General features: G+C 62.5%; 18 protein-coding genes. 9 read left to right on the plus strand and 9 right to left on the minus strand.

What is annotated here, in order from left to right:
- Positions 1 to 14 precede the first annotated feature (14 nt).
- The 5 genes from AB7F41_RS08475 to AB7F41_RS08495 form a co-directional block, all read right to left on the minus strand.
- Positions 15 to 299 (minus strand): hypothetical protein, encoded by a 285-nt coding sequence (locus tag AB7F41_RS08475; RefSeq protein WP_428383117.1) that lies wholly within the window; start codon positions 297 to 299, stop codon positions 15 to 17.
- Positions 296 to 583, minus strand: a complete 288-nt coding sequence (locus AB7F41_RS08480; RefSeq protein ID WP_428383116.1) for a hypothetical protein — start codon at positions 581 to 583, stop codon at positions 296 to 298. Before AB7F41_RS08480 ends, AB7F41_RS08475 begins: the two co-directional genes overlap by 4 nt.
- Positions 584 to 597: 14 nt before the next feature.
- Complete coding sequence (locus tag AB7F41_RS08485) at positions 598 to 3,024, minus strand: TonB-dependent siderophore receptor (RefSeq protein WP_428383114.1); 2,427 nt, start codon at positions 3,022 to 3,024, stop codon at positions 598 to 600.
- Between the two features lie 683 nt (positions 3,025 to 3,707).
- Positions 3,708 to 5,108 (minus strand): sensor histidine kinase, encoded by a 1,401-nt coding sequence (locus tag AB7F41_RS08490; RefSeq protein ID WP_428383113.1) that lies wholly within the window; start codon positions 5,106 to 5,108, stop codon positions 3,708 to 3,710.
- Positions 5,105 to 5,782 (minus strand): response regulator transcription factor, encoded by a 678-nt coding sequence (locus AB7F41_RS08495; protein ID WP_428383111.1) that lies wholly within the window; start codon positions 5,780 to 5,782, stop codon positions 5,105 to 5,107. The genes AB7F41_RS08490 and AB7F41_RS08495 overlap by 4 nt, the downstream gene beginning before the upstream one ends.
- Positions 5,783 to 6,714: 932 nt before the next feature.
- Between AB7F41_RS08495 and AB7F41_RS08500 the strand changes: the two genes are divergently transcribed.
- The 8 genes from AB7F41_RS08500 (at position 6,715) to AB7F41_RS08535 (ending at position 16,658) form a co-directional block, all read left to right on the plus strand.
- Positions 6,715 to 8,991, plus strand: a complete 2,277-nt coding sequence (locus tag AB7F41_RS08500) for a TonB-dependent siderophore receptor (protein WP_428383107.1) — start codon at positions 6,715 to 6,717, stop codon at positions 8,989 to 8,991.
- 114 nt (positions 8,992 to 9,105) lie between these two features.
- On the plus strand, positions 9,106 to 9,441 hold the full coding sequence (locus AB7F41_RS08505; protein ID WP_428383106.1) for a hypothetical protein: 336 nt from the start codon (positions 9,106 to 9,108) through the stop codon (positions 9,439 to 9,441).
- A 9-nt stretch (positions 9,442 to 9,450) separates the two neighbouring features.
- A complete protein-coding gene (locus AB7F41_RS08510; protein ID WP_428406505.1) occupies positions 9,451 to 10,890 on the plus strand; it encodes a PepSY-associated TM helix domain-containing protein in 1,440 nt (479 codons plus the stop codon).
- Positions 10,891 to 11,371: 481 nt separating this feature from the next.
- Positions 11,372 to 13,384 (plus strand): hypothetical protein, encoded by a 2,013-nt coding sequence (locus tag AB7F41_RS08515; RefSeq protein WP_428384648.1) that lies wholly within the window; start codon positions 11,372 to 11,374, stop codon positions 13,382 to 13,384.
- 190 nt (positions 13,385 to 13,574) lie between these two features.
- Complete coding sequence (locus tag AB7F41_RS08520; protein ID WP_428384647.1) at positions 13,575 to 14,444, plus strand: xanthine dehydrogenase; 870 nt, start codon at positions 13,575 to 13,577, stop codon at positions 14,442 to 14,444.
- Between the two features lie 17 nt (positions 14,445 to 14,461).
- Entirely contained in the window at positions 14,462 to 15,070 is a 609-nt protein-coding gene (locus AB7F41_RS08525) for a DUF2478 domain-containing protein (RefSeq protein ID WP_428384645.1), read from the plus strand.
- Positions 15,067 to 15,807, plus strand: coding sequence for a YkgJ family cysteine cluster protein (locus AB7F41_RS08530; protein ID WP_428384643.1), 741 nt, complete (start codon positions 15,067 to 15,069; stop codon positions 15,805 to 15,807). The genes AB7F41_RS08525 and AB7F41_RS08530 overlap by 4 nt, the downstream gene beginning before the upstream one ends.
- An 11-nt stretch (positions 15,808 to 15,818) precedes the next feature.
- Positions 15,819 to 16,658 (plus strand): hypothetical protein, encoded by an 840-nt coding sequence (locus AB7F41_RS08535; protein WP_428384641.1) that lies wholly within the window; start codon positions 15,819 to 15,821, stop codon positions 16,656 to 16,658.
- Positions 16,659 to 16,703: 45 nt separating this feature from the next.
- Here the strand turns inward: AB7F41_RS08535 and AB7F41_RS08540 are convergent, their stop codons facing one another.
- From AB7F41_RS08540 to AB7F41_RS08555, 4 genes are read right to left on the minus strand one after another with little or no spacing between them, the layout of a single operon-like run.
- Positions 16,704 to 17,432: an ABC transporter ATP-binding protein gene (locus AB7F41_RS08540; protein WP_428384639.1), complete on the minus strand. Its 729-nt coding sequence runs from the start codon at positions 17,430 to 17,432 to the stop codon at positions 16,704 to 16,706.
- A gap of 44 nt (positions 17,433 to 17,476) precedes the next feature.
- Entirely contained in the window at positions 17,477 to 18,478 is a 1,002-nt protein-coding gene (locus tag AB7F41_RS08545; RefSeq protein ID WP_428384638.1) for a FecCD family ABC transporter permease, read from the minus strand.
- 3 nt (positions 18,479 to 18,481) lie between these two features.
- Positions 18,482 to 19,513 (minus strand): ABC transporter substrate-binding protein, encoded by a 1,032-nt coding sequence (locus tag AB7F41_RS08550; protein ID WP_428384636.1) that lies wholly within the window; start codon positions 19,511 to 19,513, stop codon positions 18,482 to 18,484.
- A 4-nt stretch (positions 19,514 to 19,517) separates the two neighbouring features.
- Positions 19,518 to 20,516, minus strand: a complete 999-nt coding sequence (locus AB7F41_RS08555) for an LLM class flavin-dependent oxidoreductase (RefSeq protein WP_428384634.1) — start codon at positions 20,514 to 20,516, stop codon at positions 19,518 to 19,520.
- Between the two features lie 348 nt (positions 20,517 to 20,864).
- On the opposite strand from AB7F41_RS08555, the gene AB7F41_RS08560 reads away from it, so the two are divergent.
- Positions 20,865 to 23,228 (plus strand): TonB-dependent receptor, encoded by a 2,364-nt coding sequence (locus AB7F41_RS08560; protein ID WP_428384632.1) that lies wholly within the window; start codon positions 20,865 to 20,867, stop codon positions 23,226 to 23,228.
- The last annotated feature ends 174 nt before the right edge of the window (positions 23,229 to 23,402 follow it).

A 23,402-nucleotide genomic window follows, 5' to 3' on the forward strand; every position in this document is an offset into this window, starting at 1 on the left:
GTGCGTTGTCCCGATTAGCGAAGGAAATGACGACAGGCGAACAAACCGGCGTAGGCGATGAGATTGCCGGCGCCGAGCCAGAGCCAGGCGCGCACGCCGCTGGAAAAAAGGAAGCAGAAACTGAGCGTCGACAGCCAGATCGGCGCGATGAGCCACATCACGATTTGAAACTTGTTCGGCGCCGTCAAGCCGCCGGGACTCAACCAAGCGAACAGCCCTGCGAGCGCGATCGCCAGGCTGAAGCCTAAAATGGCGCCGGCCGATGTTTTGCTGAACCAGTCGCGTCGAATCTGACTCATGGCGCGTTTCCGATAACGGTTCGCAGCGCCGCCAGGCACGGAAAAGCGATGAAAAGAAGCATGGTCAGCGCGAGCGTCGCGAAAATCGCGGTTGAGAGCTCAACCGTCTGACGCCACAGGAGGGCGCCAAGAAGCAGCGACGCCGCGCCAGCGACTCGACTCGGCCATGCCGGCAAGGCGCGCGACAGCCAACCTTGGTTTGGCGCGCCGAGATAGAGGCTGACGGCGCCCGTCGCGATGGCGATGCAGGCTGCGAACTGCAGGGTTGCGGCCGAGAGGTTCATCGTCCCCTCCCGTCTCAGAAGTTGAAGGTCGCGGAAAGCAGCACTGTGCGCGGCGCATCGAGCGTGGCGTAACCATCGTTGAATGCGCCGGACCAGTAGCTGTGGTCGAACAGATTGGTCACATTCGCCCGCAGCGTCATGTCCGCGCCGTAAACCTTCGTCGCGTAACGAACGCCGGCGTCGATACGCGCCCATTCCGGAATGCGGTACCAGTTCAGCGAGTCGACATAGAGGGCGCTCGTATAGACGACGCGGCCTTCCGCGGTCACTCCGGTAAGATAGGGAAGATCCCATTCGCCATAGAAGTTCGCCTGCCACCGCGGTATGCCGAACGCGTTTTTTCCGGTCGTTTTTCCGTCCGCGCTTTGCGTGATGACGCCGATCATATAGGAGACGCCGCCCAGCACGCGGACGCCCGGGATCGGTTCGCCGAAGACGTTCCACTCAATGCCCTGGTTGCGCTGCTGGACAGGCTTGTAGGAGATCAGGCCGTTCGTGGTCACGGTGGCCAGCGTCGGTTGCGTGATCTGGTAGAAGCTCAGCGTATTCGCAAGAATCCCCAGATCGAGCTTCGCGCCGGTCTCGATCTGTTTGGAGACGAATGGCGCAAACGACTCATTGTAATTGGCTGCCGCCGGATTGGTGACGCGCAAGCCCTGAGTGAGCCCTTCGATATAGTTGGCGTAAAGCGACAGTCGGTTGTCGAACGGCTTGACGATCAGCGCGAAGGCCGGCGAGAGACGATGGCTGTCATAGGAGTTCGTCTCCAAGCCCGTATTGGCCTGGAAGGTCTTGGTCATAACGCGCTGGCTGCGCAATCCGCCGATGAGCTGAATGCGCTCGTCGAAGGCCGATATGGTGTCGGCGAAGGCGAGACTCGCCAGATAGGTTTCGCCCGTCTTCCTCGGATCGGTGGTGAAATAGGGTTGGCCAGCGCGGAACGCGGTGCCCGGAATGAACGGCGGCGGAGGCGCCACCGGCGGCGTGACAGGGAGATAGATGTTGGAGCTGTAAGGCGAGACAAAACCGAATTCGGAGCTTTGGCTGAATTTCAGCGCCGAGGCGCTCAGCACGAATTGATGACGCAGCGGCCCCATGTCGAACTGCCCGCGCACGCCGCCCTGCGTCGACAGCGAGTTGGTGTAGCCGCGCAGATTGACGATTCGGGCTCGGCTGTAGTTGCCGAGCGGGTTGACGCCCGCCGCCTGAGTTCCATTGGTGAAGCCGAAGTTTCGGCTGTCGAGAAAGCCGATGCCCGCGAATACCGTGACGTTCTTGGCGATGTCGAGTTCGCCGCGGGCCTCGATGGCCGCGTTCTGGAACCGGGCGTTCGAGCCGAGAAAGAGATTCGTGCTTGCGCTCGGCGCGGCCGCCACGCCAATGCCGCTGAAGCTCGCCATGAAGGCGCTGCCATTCTTGAAGATTTCCTGGGTGTGATAGGCGTCAAGCGACAGCCTTACGCGCTCTTCGCGGAAATCGAGCCCAAGCGCGTTCACGCCCCGCACTTTCCACTGATCGTCGAGCGCGGTCTCGCCGCTCCGGAAGACGCCGTTGTAGCGTATGCCGAACTGATTGCGGTCGCCGCCGCGCCGCCCCACGTCGATATGCGTCCCGAACTGAGAACTCGACGTGAAATCGCTGCTGACGCTGGTGATTGGCGCGTCGCCCGCATGTTTGGTGACAAGATTGATCGAGCCGCCGACCGCGCCGAACGGCGCCATGCCGTTGAGCAGCGCGCCTGGGCCTTTGAGCACTTCGACGCGCTCAAGGAACTCTGTCGGCACATGCCCGTCGGGCGCGAGGCCATACATGCCATTGAGCGCGAGTTCGCTGCCAAGCACGGGAAAGCCGCGGATTCTGAAATTCTCGCGAATGTGTCCCGCTGACGTGGTCATGCGAACGGAGGGGTCGTTCTCCAGCACATCCTGCAACGTGCGCGCCTGCTGATTTTCGATGAGCGCCGACGTGTAGCTCGTCACGTTGAACGGCGTGTCCATGAAGTCGCGATTGCCGAGCATGCCGAGCCTTGCGCCGCGCGCGACCTCGCCGCCGGCGTAGGCCGGCGGAAGATTGCCGATCTCGCCAGTCGGCGGAGACGGCGCAACGCTCGGCTGACCGGACAGCAGCGCAGGACCGGCCTGCGGCGCTGCGGATCGCGTCCCGCGATTCGCCCCCGCGACATGCGGCCTCGGGCCGCTTGGACGCGCGCTCGCCCGCGCGCCCGACGCGACCGGGCGCTGCGGCTGTTGCCGCACTTTGGCTTGCGGCTTTTCGTGCGGCGCGTCGACCGTCACCGGAGGCAGCGTTTGGGAGTTCTGCGCCTGCGCCGGCGCGATCTCGAAGGCGGCCATGATCGGCGCGCCGAGACTGCAAACAAGCAGGGATTTTTTCCCGATGGCCGGGAAATCGATGCGTGACAGTCGGGAATGATTCTCGGTCATTCTTGCGCCTTTACTGTTTTGCAGCGCGAATGGACGCGGCATGTGAGGCGAACATAGCTAGGCTATGCTTAGACGGTCAATCAAAGTACTCATAAATCAGAATTCTTCTATTTCATGTGTGGTACTTTTGCTATGTATTATTTGAATTTATTCTCATTCCAAAGTAGCAAGCATCGCATTTGCTTAAGATGTAATCGAGATGGCTGGCGGACCATCAATGTGATGCGTAGCGAACGAACAGACTCCAATCGGACGTTTTCGTGCTGCGCCGCCGCGCTGGCCCTCCTGGGCCATTTCGATGGAATTGTGAGCATGGCGGAGCGCGGCCGCTGATCGCCGACGCCCCGACGCCAGCGCGCGCGGCGTCGGGCGCTTGGCGCGCTGATCGACCGCCGTCGATGGCCGAAGGGAAGACGTTAGAGCCGCACGCCGACGGACGGTCGGCCGAGAGCGGCGTATCCGGGCCGACCGGCAGGCGACGGTTCGACATTCCTGTGCGACGTCTGGGTCGACGCGCGTCGGCGCAATTCCCAAAAGGCGCCGCCGGTGCGTCGTTGGGGGGGTCTAAGCTTTCCCGAACAGCGCGTCCGGCGCCGAACAGGCGATCGCGCTCGACGAATCGACACGCCGCATCAGGTCCGCGAGCAATAGGCAGTGAAAGAGCCGATCGACGGATCCGGCGCTTAGCGCGCGGCGACGGAGTTTGCGGTCGGCGTCGCCGCAGGGCCAACGCGCGGCAGCGAGACTTTAAATGTCGCGCCGCCGCCGGGCGTGCGATCCACCCATATCTTTCCTTGCAGCTTGCTGACGAGCTCCTTGGCGATCGCCAAGCCAAGCCCGGCGCCCGATGCGCCTTCGCTCTTGCGCCAAAACGGCTCGAAAATCGTCTGGCGATCATCTTCGGCGACGCCAGCGCCGTGATCGATCACCTCGATCGTCGCATTCTCATCGATTCTGATCGCCACCGAGCCGCCGGGGGGCTCGGCGCGAAGCGCATTGTCGATCAGATTGGCGATAACCGCTTCGATCGCGCCTTTGTTGCCGCGAACCAGGACGGCGCCTGAGGGGCCCAGATATTCGATTTCACGGCTGTCCCGGATCGCGAGCAATGCGGCGTCGTCGACCATCGCCCGCACCAGGGCGGCGACGTCCACAAGTTCGTCCAGAGGCAAGGTCTGCTCCTCGGCGCGCGCTTCGGCGAGCAGCTGGTGAACGATATGGGAAATGCGCCAAACATCTCGCCTGAGCTGGAATTCGAAATTCGGTTCGCGCGGCGCGTCGAGGCGCGCCGCCAGCACGGCGACTGGCGTGCGCAGTTCATGGGCGGCGTTGGCCGTGAACAGTCGTTGCCGTCGCGTTCCCACGTCAAGTCGATCGAGCGCTTGATTGATCGCGCCAACTAGCGGCATCGCCTCGGTGGGGACGACATCGAGACTCAACCGATTTCCTAGAGTGTCCATATCGATGAGCGAGGCTTCATGAGCGATCTGCCGCAGCGGCAAAAGCCCGTTTCGCACGGCAAACCATGCGGTCGCAGTGGAAAGCACGACCGCCATCGCGAAATAGGCGGCGAGCACTTTGATGTCGAACGCCCAGGCGTCGATCAGATCGTTCCATTGGAATTTCTGCCCGTGCACCGCGACATGCAGCCGTCCGAATTGCGTGTTCATCGGCGCCATGAATCCCTCGGGCGCAAAACTGTCATCTTCAGGAAGCGCAAAATGGACATGCGTCGGGCTGATGCCGACGACGGGAGTCAGAATGGAAACCAGCGCCGGGTCTGATCCGGGCAGCGCCTGCTTCAATTTGTCGAACACGGCGATACGCATATGGGGCGCGCGACGGACCTCGGACAGGAGTTCTTGCGTCGGCGTAATGCGGACGGTGCCGTCTCCATCCGCAGCAAGCGACGCGATCGCCTGCCGTTGCGCGCGCGAAATCGCCAGCGAGTCCCATGACGACGGAAAAACGCCGATTCCCGCCATCGACAGCGCGGTCGAAATGATCCAACCGCAAAAGAAAGCAAACAACTGAGCGATGAGAAGATAGCCGACGACGCGCGGCGCGAGAGGCAGCGACTTCATGGACCCTTCTCCGCGAGCAGATACCCTCGCCCGCGCACTGTATGAATTTCCACCCGCGCCTCGAACTCCGACAGTCTCCGGCGAAGCCGGGAAACGATCGTATCAAGAGCCGTCGCCATGACGTCGTCCTGGAATCCATAAATGTCGGTGAGCAGCGACTCGCGCGACGTGACCCTGCTCACCCTCTGCATGAGCGCTTTCAGCAGCATCAGTTCCCGACGCGAGAGTTTGATCGCTGCGCCGTTGATCAAAACGTCGTCGGTCTGAAGGTCGTACGATAACGATCCGACGACGATCGGCGGACGCGCGTCGCCGCCGGGCCGCCGCAAGCAGGCTCGAATGCGGGCGACGAGCTCCTCGCCTTGAAACGGCTTTGTCAAATAATCGTCGGCTCCCGCATTCAAGCCGGAAACCTTGTCGCCCAACGCATCCAATGCGGTGAGCAGAATCACCCGAATTCCGGGCTGCGCCTGCCGTGCGGACTTTATGATCGACGCGCCGTCGCCATCGGGCAGCCTTCGGTCCAGGAGAAGCAGGTCATAGGAATGTTCGCGTAGCCCTTCCAACGCGCAATCGATCGACGCAACGACATCGACCTGAAATCCAGAATGAGCGACAAGCGACGCCACGAGGCGCGCCATTTCTTTCTCATCCTCGATCAGCAAGATCCGCATCCGTCATTGCTCCGTGGCGCGCAGCTGCAACGCTCGACCCGCGCGAGGCGCGTTCAACTGTGGCTCAAATGCCACATTTGCGGACATTTGCCAGCAACAAACGCATTGACAGGCTGCTGAAAGGTTAGGGCGGCTATCAATGGAACGCAAAGATGGCTGCGACTTGGGGATGAAAAGGGCGCCGAAAGATGAGCCGCGTTTCGAAATCGGGAAATGCGATCCGGTTCGGGTGCGCCGTCACATCGTCCAGCGAGTCGGATCGACGCGCCCGCTCAATGCCCTCGTGCGGCGCGCTGCCTAAAATGCTCGCGAGCGCTCGGGCCTGTCGTTTGTTCGCGGCCTGGCTGCAAATAGCGGCCATCTGCCTTTTTCTTGCAGCGAGCCTGCGCGCCGATGCGGCGCCTGTCGGAATTCCAGGCGTTGGAGACGGCTCAGTCGCGCCCGGCGTCGCGTCTTGCTATGCGCTGGGGGATGGACAAGCTCCAGCGCATGGGCGGCAAGAGCACGTTCAGTGCTGCATTTTCTGCAAGACGAGCGGCCGTGATTTATCCGCTCTCTTTTTGGGCGCCCTCTTCAGCGTGGCCTATGATTTCGCGCCGGCGACGCACGCATATGTCGTCTACGCCATTGCGCATGAACCGGGCCCTTCGGACTTCGGTTGGACAAGCGCCTGGTCGTCGCGCGCGCCGCCTTCTTTCCTCTGACCGGCTCAGCGCGGCCTTCAGGCAGGCCGCATCCCCTTCTCTTCCGTCCAATTCGAAATGCGGCGAAAGCCGCGTCAGAGGAATCGCATGTCTATCGGCTCTCTATTGCGCGGCGTTTCCGCCGGCGCCGTCGCTCTCGTATGCTGGTCATCAGTCTCCGAAGCACAACAAAGTCTGCCTACGATCGATATCGGAGGCCGCACGACCGGAAAGCCCCAGCGCGCGCAATTGTCGAGGGGCGCCGCGACAGGCAATCCGCAAGGCGCCGTCTCACAACCGTCCCAGGGCGAGCCTCAGCCGCTCCTGGGGATTCCGCGTCGGCAGGACAGCTACGTCGTCAAGACCACGACCACCGCCTCGAAGATGGCCATTCCGGTCATCCAGCTTCCCGCCTCGGTAAAGGTCGTGCCCGCTGAAGTGATCCAGGATCAGAGCGTCACGGACATCAAAGGCGCGCTTGAAAACGTCAGCGGCGTGCAATCGGCGCAGACGCAAGGCGGCAACGCGTCCTTTACCCGTATTCGCGGCTTCCTGACGCCGCGCATCTTCCGAAACGGCCTGTTGGCGGTGTCGCCGACCAACTTTACCGATTTCGGCACTTCGAACATCGAGAGAATCGAAGTGATGAAAGGACCAGACGCGATGCTCTATGGGCGCAGCGATCCTGGCGGACTGATCAACCTCATAACGAAGCGCCCCGTCGTCAATCGGATCAACTGGGTCCAGCAGCGCATCGGCAAGTATAATGACTATTTCACCGAATGGGATTCGGCCGACGCGCTGACCGACGACAAATCTCTCTTCTACCGGTTCTCCGGCGGCTATTTGAACACGGGCGGATTTGTTGATTTCAGCCGCGCCGAGCGCGTGCACCTCAATCCGAGCGTCGCCTGGCATCCGACTGAAGATACGACCTTCGTCGCGGACGTGGAATATTACAAGCAGGATTACCGGCCCAATCTCGGCCTGACCGTCAATCCCTTCAACACCACGCGGCCGACGGACCTTCCGGTTTCACGCAACTTTGAAGGGCCGCACGTGCCCTTGTCGACCAATCGCAACATCTTTGTCGGATCGGAGCTCACGCACCGGTTCAACGACACCTTCACCTTCAAGCAGCGGTTTCTGGGGGCGTTCCTGCATCATAATGACGCCTACTCCGGTCGGTCCGGCGTCGACGCGATCGGCAACGTCCTGAAAATCCCCTTCAGTCAACAGAACGACTCGGACGTCTACGGGACCAATTTCGATCTGCTCGGGCATTTCGACTTTCTCGGCGCCCATCACGACACGCTGCTGGGATTCGACTATCAGCACGTGCACTCGATCTACGGCAATCAGGGACGCTTCTTCCCGACGAATCCTTTGTTTACCGTCAATATGTACTATCCCTGGACCAGCAACGTCTACAACTGGATCCCCACAGGCTTTTATAACTGGCAAAGCGTATATGACCGGCCGCGTTTCCTGAACGATCGGCAGGCGAACGTCTCGAACCAGGAAGGCTTCTACTTCCAGGATCACATTTCCTTTTTTGACGGGAAAGTGCACATTCTCGGAGGCGGCCGCTTTGACTGGTTCTGGCAAGGCCAGGCGCGAGGCGCCACCGGCGACCTGGCGGAAACTTACATCTACACTCAACCCTACAACATCAATCCCTTCGCCACCGGCAATCCCTTTTCTACGGCCAATCGGCAATACACTTTCTTTGCGCCCACGCGTTTCGACTCGGCTTTCAGTCCGCGCGTCGGACTCTTGGTCCAGCCCGTTCCCTGGGCGAGCTTTTACGGAAGCTGGACGCAGGCCTTCGGGCCCAACGTCAACGCCTCGGTGGGCGTTGACCAATTCAATCGGCCCTTCGCGCCCGGAAAGAGCGAACAGATTGAAATCGGCGCGAAGGCGGAATGGTTCGAAGGACGTCTGTTGACGACTCTGGCGTTATACAATCTCACGAAGACGAATATTCCCGTTCGCGACATCACGTCGCTGGATCCGACCGCGGTCGTCCTGGTCGGCGCGGCGCGCAGCCGGGGCATAGAACTCGACGCGACGGGAAAGATTCTCGACAATGTCAGCCTGATCAGCAGCTTCACCTATCTCGACGCGCGCGTCACCCAGGACAATAATACGGACCCGGCGACGACCACGCTCGGACGCCGCCTGATTGGCGTTCCTCGCTATCAGGGCAGCTTCTGGGCGAAATGGGACATCAAGGAAATTGCCGAACTCGGTGGGTTCAGCCTCGGGTTTGGCGTCTTCGTGGTCGGCAACCGCCAGGGCGACGATCAGAGCACCTTCCAACTGCCCGGCTATGTGCGGCTCGATGCGATGGCCGCCTATAAGCTTAAGGTCATGGGCAGTGACGTGACGGCGCAGCTCAATCTGCGAAACCTCGCCAACACCCGATATTTCGAATCCGCGGACAACAACTTCACCACGCCGAAATACAGTATCTACCCAGGCGCGCCGTTCAATGCGATGGGCACGATCAGAGTCGCGTTCTAAAGCGGCGCCGCCGGCGTGCGGCGTCGCGCAGCACAGATGTCGGACGCCGTTTCAGGACGGCGCCGACGAATCGACGGCGTTGTCATTGCGCGCGCGCTCCTTGGGAGAAAGCACATGATCGCATCCGCAAATCCGGCGTATCCGTTCCTCGATCGGCTGCGAAGGAGCCTGCCGGCCGCTGCGCATGCGCGACAGCCGCTGCTTGGCTACCTGCAATCAAAGCGAGTCATCGGCTCAACCTCGTCGACATTGCGGATCGTCAACGTCTTCCTCAATGGATACGATGGAAATATCATGTGCCAGTTCGCGATCGAGGGCGATGCGCGCGCACGTGTGTTTGTCGCCCCGCTGTCGCAGCTTGCGCTGAACAGAAGGCATCCCGCCGCACGCAAGGCCGCGAAGGCGATCGATCGTTACGGACGCAGGTTGGGCGCCGCAGCGCGCGCATAGGAGGCCAATATGCTGACGACTGGCGCCTCGCCGGACAGGATGACGGAGAACAAGCTCGACAGCGCCGCCCTCTATCGAATGATCTGGCGGTGGCATTTCTACGCCGGGCTCTTTTGCCTCCCGTTCGTAACGGTCCTCGCCTTGTCCGGAGCGGTCTACCTCTTCAAGCCGCAAATCGACGCCTTTTTTGACCGGCCATACACCCATATGTCGCTCGCTGACCCGGCGCGGAGTCTTGACGATCAGGTCGAAGCGGCCCTCGCCGCCGCGCCGCAGTCTCGCATCAAAGGCCTTGAACTGCGATACGACCCGGCGGACGCGGCGCGCGTTCACATGGTGGACGCGCAGGGCCAGGAACAGCGCGTGCTCGTCCGCCCGGACACGCTGCAGATCCTCAGGGTCGAGGCCGAGAAATGGCGTCTTTCGACGCTGATGCGCGACATTCACGGATCCATGCTCCTCGGCGACGCTGGCGCAATCGCGCTCGAACTTGCCGGCGCCTGGGCGATTGTGATGCTGTTGACGGGGCTCTACCTCTGGTGGCCGCGCAATTCGATTGGAATTGGCGGCGTATTGTACCCGCGCAAGGGCCGACCGTTTTTGCGCGATCTGCACGCGGTGACCGGACTCTATGTCTCGTTCTTCGCCCTGTTTCTGCTTGTCTCCGGATTGCCCTGGACAAAGGTCTGGGGCGAGGCGTTCCGTTGGTCGCGGGGAGTCACGCCACAGCAACAAGTCAAAATGGACTGGACCACGGGGCCGAGTTCGGCGAAGGCGCAGCGGGTGTCGGCCTATCAGGCGGCGCCCCAAATATCCGCCGAGGGCTCCAACGAGCATGAAGCGCATGACGGACATGCTGGCCATGCAGACATGACGCAGGGTCCGTCGCCTGAGCGTATCGTGGGGTTCGACCAGGTCGCCGCGGTGGCGCGAGACGCGCATCTCGCCGAGCCCGTGCTGCTGGCGCCGCCGTCTCCCAAGAACCCGAATTGGCTGGTGCGCTCACAGTCGCAAAATCGGCCGCTTCAGGAAACGTTGCATGTCGACCCGACACGCTTCGATGTGGTCAAGCGCGAGGATTTCTCCGGCAAGCCGCTCATCGACAAGGTCATCGGCGTCGGCGTCGCGGCGCATGAAGGTCATCTGTTCGGCGTCGCCAATCAGCTGCTCGGCCTGTTCACGGCGATCTCTTTCCTGACGCTGGTCGTGACGTCGATGCTGATGTGGCTGAGGCGACGCCCGGCGGGCGCTTTGGGCGCGCCGCCGGCGCTCGCGACGCCGCCGCGTCTCGCCCCCGTTCTCATGATGTTGATCCTCGCCTTAGGGGTGTTGCTGCCGACGTTGGGGGCCTCGCTGATCCTGGTTTTCGGGTTCGAAGCGATTGCGCGCCGCTTCTTGCCGGGCGTCTCATCCTGGCTTGGGCTGACGCCGCGCCCCGCCCGCGGTTGATTTGGTTCAAATCGCCGTCAAGGCTGGGCTGGCGTCCGGCCGACCCTTCGCGTGTTTTGGCGGCGCTGCCCGCCGAAAACGAAAATACCAATGAATTCAGTCGTTAGCGATCAGCGCGAGCGGAGCCGCGCGACGCGAAAAAAGTCGCGGTCGCCTTACGTCCGCCTCGTTGCGGCGCCACTTTGACCCTCGTCGGGTTTGACGGCTTTCGCTTGTCGCCTGGTTAAGTCAGTCGCGCATGACGTCGCGCGCCGCGCCTCTCGCTACGAAGCGGCACATGCGCAGACATGGACAGAGCGTCAGTCACCCGCGAAGTCGATCAGCGTTCCATTCTGCGGTCATCGCCTGCAAGCGTGTGAAATAGATGTCAGGTCTGGGACTCTGTGGCGTGTTTTCGTTCCGCCTGAACGACTCTATGAACCTGTCGCGACAAGACCTCGTCGGACGCCGTTTTCGTTGAGGAAACGAGAGAGGATCGAAGATGTTTTCAACGCGCCCATTCGCTGCGTCATTGCCGATCGCAGGCGTCTTTTTGGCCTTTCTGTTCCCGTTGTCGCAGGCCCAGGCGCAAAATTCGAGCGCCTGTGACGACGCCGATGTCGCCGTCCTGGCGTCGCCGATGGCGCCCTGGAAAGGCGCGCCGTTGCGCGTCCTCGTCGCGGCGGAAAAGCCCTTCGACGGCGAGCTTTCGCTGATTGCGCCAGATGGACGCGTCGCCGCGACATCGCGCCCGCAACGGGGCGGACCGCCCTATGTGTGGTTCGCCGAAGTTGCGTCGCCGGCCGCCGGCGCATGGCGCGCGACGCTCACCCGCGACGCCGCTTCGTCCGCATGCGGCGCCGTTACCAAGGACATCGCCGTGAGCGCGCGCAAGCCGTCGGCGGCGCACGCGGCGGAAGGCCGCGTCTGGCAGCTGAACGACACATGGAGCCGCACGACGGAGAATCTGTATTCGGCGTGGATCGCCAAGCTTTTCGACGCGCCGCTTGAAGCCGAGCAGTCCTGGAAGGCGTGGCACGAAGTGATGCGCGATCGGTCGCGCAACGTCCTGTTCAATCATCTCGGGCTCGGCGAAGACAAGGTCGCCCTGTCGCTCCGTCCCGACTGCGCCGATTTCGTCTACTTCTTGCGCGCCTATTTCGCCTTCAAGATGGGCCTGCCCTTCGCCTATTCGAATTGCTCGCGCGGCTCCCGCGGATCGCCGCCGCGATGCTATGAGCGATTCGACATGCTGCATCCACAATTGACCCGACCCGCGCCGCCGCCGGAACAGGCCGTTGCGTCCGTCGCCGCGCCGCCCTCCCCTGCCCCCGTCGCGGCGCCGCCCAGGAACTTCCTGCAGCAGCTCTTTTCCCAGCCTCAGCAGGCCCAGCCGACGGCGCCGGCCGCGCCGGTCGCCGCCGCGAAACCGCCGGCGCCGAAGCGGTTGGGACTCGTGCCGGGATTTGGCGCATTTGTGCGGGCCGTGGGCGACGTCGTCCATTCCGGTTCCGTGCGGACATCGGCGAACACCGACAAGAACGACTTTTACACCGTCCCGCTGACGCAGGAGACGCTGCGTCCGGGGACGGTCTACGCCGATCCTTACGGGCATGTCATGATGCTCGTGCAGCGCGTTCCTCAGACCCCGGACTCCGCCGGCGTCTTTCTTGCGGTCGACGCCGAGCCTGACGGCAGCATCACGCGCAAGCGATTCTGGCGCGGCAACTTCCTGTTCGCGAACGAGCCCGCGCTCGGCAGCCCCGGCTTCAAGCGCTTCCGGCCGATCGTCCATGAGAAGGGCGGCGGGCTACGGGCGCTCACCAATGCGGAGATCGCGAAGAATCCGCACTACAGCGATTTTTCTGTCGAGCAGACGCAGCTCGACGCCGAGGATTTCTACGATCGCATGGACGAGGTGATGTCGCCCGAGCCGCTCGATCCGGCGCGCGCGATGATGGCGGCCATCACGGCGCTCGACGAGCAGGTGAAGACGCGCGTCACGGCGGTCGAAAACGGCCGGAAGTTCCAGAAGGGCGGGCGCGGCGAGGCGTCGATGCCCGACGGTCCGGCGATCTTTGCGACCAACGGGCCGTGGGAGGATTTTTCGACGCCGGCGCGCGATCTGCGCCTGCTGATCGCGATCGATGTGGTGCGCGGATATCCCGATCGCGTCGCGCGGCGCAGCGAACGCTATGCGATACCGTTTGGCCAGAGTCCGGCCAGCGTGAAGGCGCAATTGCAGAGCGCGCTTGCGAGCGAACTCGCCGCGCGCAAATTCTCCTATACGCGCAGCGACGGCTCCGCCTGGACGCTCTCGCTGAAAGACGTCATCGACCGTTCGGCGGACCTCGAGATGGGCTACAACCCGAATGACTGCGTCGAACTGCGGTGGGGCGCGTCGGACGGGAGCGAAGAGGCGGCGACCTGCACGCGACGCGCGCCGGACGCGCAGCGCTCCAAGATGTCGGACTACCGCAACTGGTTCCGCGAACGCCACTGGCCGCACGCGTGAACCGGACGCATGGCCGACCGCCGCTCTTGAGCTCGGGAAATGGAATGTTGTTTACTTTGTTACAATTGTCGCTCAGTAAACGGTTCCGGAAAAACTCGGCGGCGCAGGACTGCCTTGAAGCACGCTATATACTAAAATAACATATCGGTGGCCCGGGAATTGCTCGTCCGCTCCGTGAGGAGTCTGGGCCATGGCCGACAAGCGCGCGCATAATTTCCTGACGAGCGGAGCAGATCTGTTCGCCATCGTTCTCGGGACAAATGAAATCGCCTCGGCGATTGCGGTCCGCCTCTGCTGGGAGCGCTATCGCGTGGTGATGAGCTACGACCCTTTCCCGCCAGTCATTCGGCGCGGAATGGCGTTCCATGACGCGCTTTATGACGATCGCGCCGACGTCGACGGAATTGTTGCGCGACGCGCCGAAACGGCGATGGAGATCGTCGACGCGCTCTCTGCTCCGGGAAGCGTCGTCGTCACGCACCGACAATTGACGGACATCATCACGCTGAAGTCGCCGACGGTCATCGTCGACGCCAGAATGCAGAAAAGCCGGACGACTCCGGACCTGCGTCGCCTCGCGCGGCTGACCATCGGCGTCGGTCCGGAGTTCGCGGTCCATCGCAATTGCGACGTTGCGATCGAAACCCATCCCGCCAGCACCGGCGCGCTCGTGGAGAATGGCCAAACGAGGCCCGGCGACGGCGTTCCGCGGACGCTGGGCGGCGCCGGGCGGGAGCGTTTCGTCTATTCGACCTGCGATGGCGTCTGGCGGACCCCGCTCGACGTCGGCGCCCTGGTTTTCCGGGGCTATGTGCTTGGCTATCAGGATCGGGTCGCCGTATGCGCGCCAATGGACGGCTATCTGAGAGGCATCGCGCGGGACGGAGCCTACGCGCCCGCAGGCGTCAAGCTCGTCGAGATCGACCCGAGGGGCCGCGCGGCGTGCTGGACGGGCAGCGACGGGCGCGGCGACAGGATCGCCGAGGCCGTCGTTGCGGCGATCGTAAAAACGCCGTCGCGAAGCCGCGTGTTGAAACGGGAACTCTCGAAATTCCACTAGCGAATCTGGAGGCGTAGATGGACCGGCCTGCAAAACGCATCGCTGCGCTTCAGGGCGCGACGAGTCACGAACTCCAGGGCACGCTTTCGGCGTTTGCGCGAGAGCTCCAGTCGCGCGGGTTCCGCGTCGCCGGGGTTATCGAGCAGTCGGCGTGCGGCGTAAGGGGAGCCTGCAAGAGCCTCAGCGTGAAAGACATCGCCTCGGGTGAAACGATTCCCATTTCGCAGAAGCTCGGCGCCGGATCCGAGGCGTGTAATCTTGATCCGGGAGGATTGGCGGTCGCGTGCGGACTCGTAGAACAGGCGATCGACCGCGGCGTTGACGTGGTGGTGCTGAGCAAATTTGGAAAGCTGGAAGCCGCGCGAAGCGGTCTGTGCGACGCCTTTAGAGCCGCCATCCTTGCCGACATCCCGGTCATCACGGCCGTATCGGCGCCTGTCTCGCAGGATTGGGATTGCTTTGCGGGCGGGTTGTCGGAATATGTCGAGCCCGATATCGCGGCGCTGGCGGCATGGTGGCGCGCAAGTCATGCGCGCAAGTCATGCACGCAAGTCATGGCGGCGGGAGCGTCAGGCATTGAGCGGGCGCCGCGGCGACCATATTTATCAGCCTATGGCGGAGCATGACAGTGAGCCGAGACAACAGCCCTTCTGACTTCTTCAGGGCCACCTCGCACGCCTTTGGCGAAACGATTGGCTCCCGCCGCGGGCGGCCGGAACTCGTCGCCCTGCTCTGCGCCCAAGCTTTCGATGGCTTTACGCAAAATGTCGCGATTCAGGCGGAAGGCGAACCAGCGCTCGCCTGCCATGGAGAATGCGCGGCGTGCTGCCGCCTCCGCGTCACCGCAACCGCTCCGGAAATATTTCTGCTCGCGCGCTTCGTCTCCGTTAACGCCGCCGCCTTCGCTGAACGCGGCGTCATGCTGCTCAAGCGCATCGCCGACGCCGACCAGGCGATCGGCGGACTGTCCGAGGCGCAGCGCATGTCGGCCCAATACGCCTGTCCGCTGATCGAAGGCGACCTATGCATCGCGTATAAGGTGCGTCCGCTCGCTTGCCGCGGTCACGCGGCGTTTGACAAGGCGTTATGCGTCGCCGCCGCGCGCGGCGAAGCCGTTGAAACGCCCGTCTCCGCGACGCATCTCTTTGTTCGCAGCATTGTCCAGAACGCCTTGATGGCGGCGCTCCGGCGCGCTGGGCTGGCCTGGGGGCTCTACGAAGTCAACGGCGCTCTGAATTGCGCGCTCTCTGCGCCGGACGCGCTCGAACAATGGATCTCCGGACAAGATCCGCTGGCGCGCGCGCAAATTGCGGATTTCGATCTTGTCGAAGCCGGCGCCCTTTTCGACGCCGTGGGCGCCTAAAGGCAAAGCTCGTGATCAAGGACAAGACGATACTGGTCTGCGGCGTTGGCGAAGAGGCGTCGGCCACGGCGCGTCGCCTTTTCGGAGACGGCTACGCCGTTGTGCTGCATCGATCGACCGCGCCACACGTCTTGCGTCGCAGGATGTGCTTCGCCGACGCATGGTTTGACGGCGGCGCGAATCTCGACGGAATCGAAGCGCGGCGCGCCGACGTCAGCGCGGAATTACTGCTCGGGCTGCGCACCCGGGAATTCATACCCCTGCTGAGAGGCTCGTTTTCCGAGATCGTCGGTCGCTGGCCGTGGGACGTCATCATCGCCGTGCATGAAGAAAAGGAGCTGCCGCCGCCGTTACGGCCGCTCGCCGACGTCACGATCGGACTAGGATCGCATTTCAGCGCGGGCGTTGATTGCGATCTGGTCGTCGAAACGGAGGGGCCAGATCCTGGCGCGATCCTGCGGCAGGGCGACCCGCCGCGGCGCCGGAGCGCGACGACGGCTCAGCGACGACCTGAGGCGTTGATTGTGACCGCGCCGGCGGCAGGCCAGTTTCGCAGCAATTTATCGATCGGCGCCTTCGCCGAGCCAGGCGAGTTGCTCGGCTCAATCGACGAAATTGAGATCCGCGCGCCGAAGGCCGGCCGCATTCGCGGCGTTGCGCGCCAAAAGCGGACTTTCGGCGTCGGCGCTCCCCTCGTCGAGATCGCTTTTTCGCCGACGGCGCGCTTCGTCGGCGTCAGCGACAGAAGTCAGCTGATCTCGCGCGGCGTCTCTTTCGCCGTCGAGATGGAGTGCGAAGGGTCGGCGCAAGGGCCGATCGGAAATTGGTGGTCGAACCTGAGCGCCGAATAGGCGACGCGCTCCCGCTCGAGGGCGCGCGCTGACGCCGTCAGGACGCTATTCGGCGCCGATGCGCGACGCGGCCATGTCGTCGGCGTCGACCTCGACGCCATAGATGCGTTCGATCATCGCCAAGCTAATAACCTTCCTCGGCGCATCATCCGCAATGATCTTGCCGTCGGCGAGGACCGCCACGCGCGACGCGATTCTCAAGGCGTGCTCGGGATGATGCGTGCTGAAAAGAATGCCGCATCCGGCCTTGGCCAGCTCGACAAAAAGACGCAATGCCTTTGTCTGGTACCCGTAATCGAGACCGGTCATGGGTTCATCCATGACAAGGATCTGCGCGCCTTGCGCAAGCGCCCGCGCGATCAACACCAGCTGGCGTTCGCCGCCCGAGATTTCGGTATAGGGCCGCGTCGCAAGCGACGTGATTTTGAGCCGAGCAAGGATTTCTGAAACAACCGCCTCGTCTTGCGCGGTTGGCGCCGAAAAAAGCCCGGTCGACGGCAGCCGTCCCATCATGACGACGTCGCGCGCCAGATAAGGAAACGGCGCGACATGCGCTTGCGGCACATAGGCGACTCGCGTCGCCAACGCGCGGGGACTGAATGCGGCGATTGGCGCGCCATCGAACAGGACCTCGCCACGCGTCATTTTCTCCAATCCGAGCATCACGCGAAACAGCGTGCTCTTGCCGGCGCCATTGGCCCCAAGCAGCGCCACGATTTCTCCCGACGCGACGCATAAATCGGCGCCCGCGAGCACAGGACGGTCGGCACGCATAAGATGGATCGCGCGCGCCTCAAGCCGCGCCGAAAGGCGCGCGCTCACAGCCACGCTCTCCGGGCATGCCGCAACACCAGCACGAAGCAGGGGACGCCGAGCAATTCGGTCACGATGCCGATGGGGATTTCCGCGGCTGCGATGCTCCGGGCCAGACAGTCCGCGAGAATGAGGAAAGTGGCGCCGAGAAATGCGCTTGCGGGCAGCAAGCGGCTGTTCACCGGTCCAAGAAGCAGGCGCGCGGCATGGGGAACGACGAGACCGACCCAGCCGATCATGCCGGCAAGCGCCACCGCGAGCGACGAGGCGAGCGTCGCGACGGCGATGACCGAATAGCGGACCCGCTCAACCGGCACGCCGAGCGCGCGCGCCTCATCGTCGCCCATCGACAGCGCGTCGAGCGCGCGTCCCAGGAACGCGAGCAAGACGATTCCAACAAGCATCGGCCCGGCCGCCAGGCTGATCTGCGAAAGGTCGAGGCCGCCGAGACTCCCCATAAGCCAGTAAACGATGGCCGGAAGCTGATCGTTTGGATCGGCGGCGTATTTCATGATCGACAACAGCGACGTGAAGAACGCGCCAGAAATCATGCCGCCGAGAACAAGCATGACGATCGAGGCGCGGCCGAAAAGATTGGCGACCAGAACGCCGATCGTCACCGCCGCGACGCCAAAGACGAAGGCGCTCGTCTGCACGACGAACCAGCTTCCAGACAGGAGGATGCCAAGCGCCGCGCCGAAACTCGCGCCGCCAAGCACGCCGAGGATGCCCGGCGAAACCAGCGGATTGCGGAATACGGCCTGAAACGCCGCGCCGGACGTTGAAAGCGCGGCGCCGATCAATGCGGCGGCGAGAACGCGCGGCAGCCTGATCTCGATGAGGATATTGAAGATCAGGTCGGCGCGCTCTTGCGGCATGGCGACAGCGCCAACCTGCGCCCCAAGAAATGCGACAAGATCATAAAGCGTCAACGGATAGCGCCCGATCGTCAGCGATGCGATCGCGACGAGCGCCAGCGACAAAGGCAACAGAAAAAACCGAGTCACGCGTCAGTTCATGATGCGCGTGATGTCGCCGTCGTCGATTTCGACGCCGAGAAACAGCTTGTAGAATGTCCTGGCCTCAGCGTTCAGGTCGAAGGCGTAGCGCGATGGGTAAAACAGATTCGCGAGCCATTGCACGCCGAGCGCGCGCATATAGCTCGGCGGGCGATCAAGCCAGTTGAACGGCGCATGCGGCACGTAAACGACCCGTTTCTGGGCGACCGCCGGCACATTCCGCCAATTCGCATTCGTCAAGACGCCTTTGGCGAAGGTTCTGTCCTGCGCGAGGATCAAGTCAGGCTTCAGCGCAATGACCTGTTCGAGACTGATCTTTTCCATGCCGACATGCGTCGATGACGCGCAGTGGCGGACATTGTCGCCGCCGGCAAGCGTGATCGGTTCGGCATGGAAGCTCTTGTCGCATTCGGTCGCGAGGCCGTCCGGGCCTTCCGCATAATAGACTCGCAGGCGCTGCGCGGACGGAACGACGTCGACCGCCTTGGCGACGCGCGCCTGCGCCGTCTCGATGTAGCGCGCCAGCTGCTCGGCTCTATCCGTTCGATCGAACAGCGCGCCGAGAAAGCGGAATGCGGCCGGATATTCGGCCAGCGTGTCCAATTTGATGAAGACGACGGGCAAGCCGATTTTCGCGAAACTGGCCTCTGCTTTGGCCGTGTCGACGAAACGATCGAGCCAGGCGATGACAAGGTCTGGCCGCCGGCTCACCACTTCTTCCGGATTAAATTGGCGGCCCATGCCCGCCTGGCTGCCGAGCGCCGGCAGCGCCGCGACGTCCTTGCGCAGAAGTTTCGGTTCGTTGGTTGCGTAAGGCGTGTTGAGCCCAATCATATAGTCGGGCGCCAAGGCGTAAAGAAGCAGGGTGACAGGCGGGGAGGAGCCATAAACCTTGGCGATCTTGTCCGGAATTGTCACATGGCGCCCCGCCATATCGACAATCTCGCGCCCTACGGCCGGCCGCGTCACGGAGAGGAGAGCAAGCGCCAGGACGGCGATCGACCATGATTTCATATCGACCATGATTTCATAAAGCCTGTTCCAGTTTCGCCGCAGTAGGCAGATAGGGACGGATGTGGTTGGCGAAATCGTCGAGGGCGCGCAGGTTTTTGTCGGCCTCGAGCGACGTGGGTTTGAGCAGCAGCGAGCGGAACTGCGTCTGCTCATGAAGCGAAGCGATTTTGTCGCGCAATTCGTCGAAGCCGCCGATGAGCGATCGCTCGATGATGTCGTCGGGATCGAAATTCGCGCCGCTTTCGCCACGCGCGAGAAAGATTCCGCGCATCCGCTCGGAAAAGCGCCTGATGAAGGGCACGGCTTCCGACAAGGCGGCGGCGCGCGTCGGCGCGCCGTAATAGAAGCGGGCCAAAGCAAGACGCGGATCTGCCGAGGGCGCCGCCGCCCGATAGGCGGCGACAAGCTGCACAATGCGCTGCAACGGTATCGGCGACGCGCCCATCACGCCAAAGCCGCGCCGCGCCGCATATTCGATCGCCGCCGGGGTCGTCGTCGCGACATAGGTCGGAATCGGAGTCTGCACGGGCTTCGGCGCGAGCGCGACATCGTCGACTTTATAATAGTCGCCGGAAAACGTGACGCGCTCCTCGTATAGCAGCCGATTGACGAGCTCGAGCGCCTCCAGCGTCATGTCGCGCGTGACATCCTGCCCCGCGAGGAAATGCTTGTTCTGCAGAGCGAAGGGGCCGCCTTTGGCGACGCCGAAATCAAAACGTCCCTCTGACAGCAGGTCGATCGTCGCGACATCTTCAGCGACGTGAATCGGATTGCGGAACGCGAGCAGCACCGCCGCAGAACCCAGGCGTATCCGGGTGGTGACGCCCGCCAGATAGGCGAGCAGCGCCAGGATCGAGGGGCTGGCCGCGTCGGGATCGAAATGATGTTCGGCGATCCAGGCTTCGTCGAAGTCGAGCGCCTCGGCGCGCCGAACCAGTTCGGTCTGCGCCGCATAGCAGAGCCGGTAATCGCTCCTTGGATTCTCATATGTGCAGAAAACGCCAAATCGCATATGGGCCGCCCGCCAGACGCTATTTAGATAGAACACATAGCGATGGATCAATATCTTTCGCCCAGCCGATCGACAAGCGCAAATATTTGGCGCGTTCGCCGTCAGACGGCGGCGCGCCCAGGTTTACAGGCCATTGCGGCCACGCGTTTTCAGCGCGACCGAAGAGAGACGTGCGCGCGCGAATAGAAATTAGGCGACATGCCCATGCCGTCGACAAATTGTTGCAACGCCGCAACACTCAGAATTAATTGGGTTTGCGGCCACATCAGACCATTGCGGCGCAGCCCCAGCTATCGTTGTATATATATCATATATAGCGCATCCCGGATGCGCGGCTGGGGACGTCAAATGACTCGCATCCTGAAATCTCGCAAACGCAATGTCGGCGCCGTCAAAGCGGGCGTCTCGGTCGTGACCTTGCTGCTCCTGCCACAGGGCGCGCATGCGCAGACCAATCTGCCGCCGATCACCATCGGCGCGAATGGCGCCGATGGCGAAGGCGGCCCTGAGTCGACGCCCGCGCCGCAGCGAAGCGGCCCAACGCCGAAGCGAAGCCCCATCATCGGCGTTGTCCCGGACGCGCCGTCCACGACCTATCGCGTCGACACCCGCGGCATTCAGCTCGCCACCGGCGGCGGCGGCACGAATCCAATCCGAGCCGTCGGCTATCTGCCGTCGGTGGACGCGCCGGCGATCGATCCTTACGGGCTTGCAAATCTCCCGGGCAGCTTCAAAGGCATACGCATTCGCGGCGAAGTCAGCCAGCACGGCAACAGCATCACGCTCGTTGACGGACTGCCCATCAACGGGATCAATCCCGGCCCAGGCTCAACGATGATGATCGACAGCGAAAATCTGTCGAGCATCGACCTCTACCAGGGACCGGTTCCTTCGAACGTCAATTCCTATTTCACGCTGCCCGGCGTCATCGATACGCGAATCAGATGGAGTTCCGACAAATTCGGCGCGGAGGCCTCCCAATCCGTCGGCTCGGCGAGCTTTCTTCGCACCTTCGCGCGCATGGATTCAGGCGCATTCCTGAACGGAACGACCAAATTCTTCCTGTCCGGCTCCTGGACGGATGCGCATGCCTGGCGCGGACCCGGCAAGTCGCCGCAAGGAAAATCCGGATTTGCCGTTGGCATTGAGACAAAGCCCACCGACTTTTTCGAGGCCAAGGTCTTCGTCGCCAAGAGCAACTACAACGCAAACACATACGCCGGGCTGAACTACAATCAGGTCCGCTTCCTCGACGCCAACCGCTTCTATAATTTCCTGCCGGTTTCCCGCACGGTCCGCTCGTGGGCGGTCAACTACTACAATTACAATATGCAGTCCTTCGACTCCTGGACCGCGCTCGGCGAATTCACGGTGAAGCTCAACGATGTGACGCGGCTCGTCGTGAAGCCTTATTATTTTCGGGAGGACGGATTCTATCTCGACGGCATGGCGAACGGCATGGTTCGCAACTGGCTGATCAATCATGACAGCTTCGGCGTCACCAGCGAGTTTCAGTCCCGCATTCTGGAGACCGACATCACGGTCGGCCACTGGTATGGCGTGCAGAATCTGCCGGGACCGCCGACGGCCTGGAAGATGTACGCGCCCAACGTTCTTGGCGGTTTGACCAATCCGAACTGGGCGATCCTCAGCCAGCAGACCGGAGTTCATATCAATAATTCGGCCTATGGCGTCGCTTCGCGCAATTTCGGGCCGCTGCGCGCCACCGGCGGCGTGCGCTACAATTGGGAGACGATGGCCGGAATCGACGCGCGTACGGCGACGGGCCTCGGCGCATATCCCTATGACATGGCGCTTGCCCTGTCGCCCAGCGTCATCCCGTTACGGAGCGTCAGCAGCTTCACTGTGGGAACGTTTCTGCCGTTTGGCGCGCTGGCCTATGACGTCACCGAGAATTTGCAGCTCAAAGTGAGCGCCGGCGGCGGCTATGGCGGACCGTCTTTCGACGTTTGGCCCGCCTATCAGCAAAACAGCGCGACCTTCCTGAAGAATGGAATCACCGCCAATCAGGTTTGGCGGGCAATGCGGCCGGAAACATCCGCAATGGTCGACGTCGGCGCGAGATGGACGTTCAATGAATGGTTCGGCATGGGGTATGTCCAGCCGACCGTCTATTACTCGCGCAATCACAACAAGTCGGTCGTCTATGATCCGGGCATTGGAACGTCCTACGGACAGAATGTCGCCGAAAGCGAAAACTACGGGGCGCAGGCGATCGGGCAAGTTTCGCCGATCGAAGGAATCGACCTCTTCGGTTCGATCGGCTATCAGCGCGCCGTCTTTGTTCAAGACCTGCCCACCTTCGCGACCGCGTCGCTGCTGACGCGCTTCAACAATCAGGTGAAAGGGCGGCAATTGCCGGACGTGCCCTACTGGATTTCGACGGTGGGCGGCAATCTGCACGTCTTGGACTTCGTCTTTACGCCGATCGTCCACATCGTCAGCTCGCGTTTGGGCGATACGACCGGGCTTCAGCCCATCGCCGGCTATGCGACGCTCGATCTCAATTTCGGCTATGAAAAGAAATTCGCATTCGGAACGCTGAACGCCAGTCTCGCGGTGCTGAACGTCTTCGATACGGCCTATATCGGACAGATCAGCAACGGCTATTATCAACAGACGTCGAACTCGGGAATTTACTATCCGGGCGCGCCGCGTACGGTGATGGCGAAGGTCGGATATCGCTTTTAAGGCGCAAGCGGAGAATGTCGGCGAGCCGGTCTGATGGCCGGCTCACGCCCTCCAGGCGCGCGTCGGGGATCGATCAGCCGCCGCCCACGTACGGCGGATCGACGCGCGCCAACTGAGCGCGCGCATAGCCGATTCTTACCCGCTGATGATCGCAGCGCAGGGGTGGCGGACGCC

Origin of the sequence: Methylocystis sp., assembly GCF_050251305.1 — a bacterium.
GTDB lineage: Bacteria > Pseudomonadota > Alphaproteobacteria > Rhizobiales > Beijerinckiaceae > Methylocystis.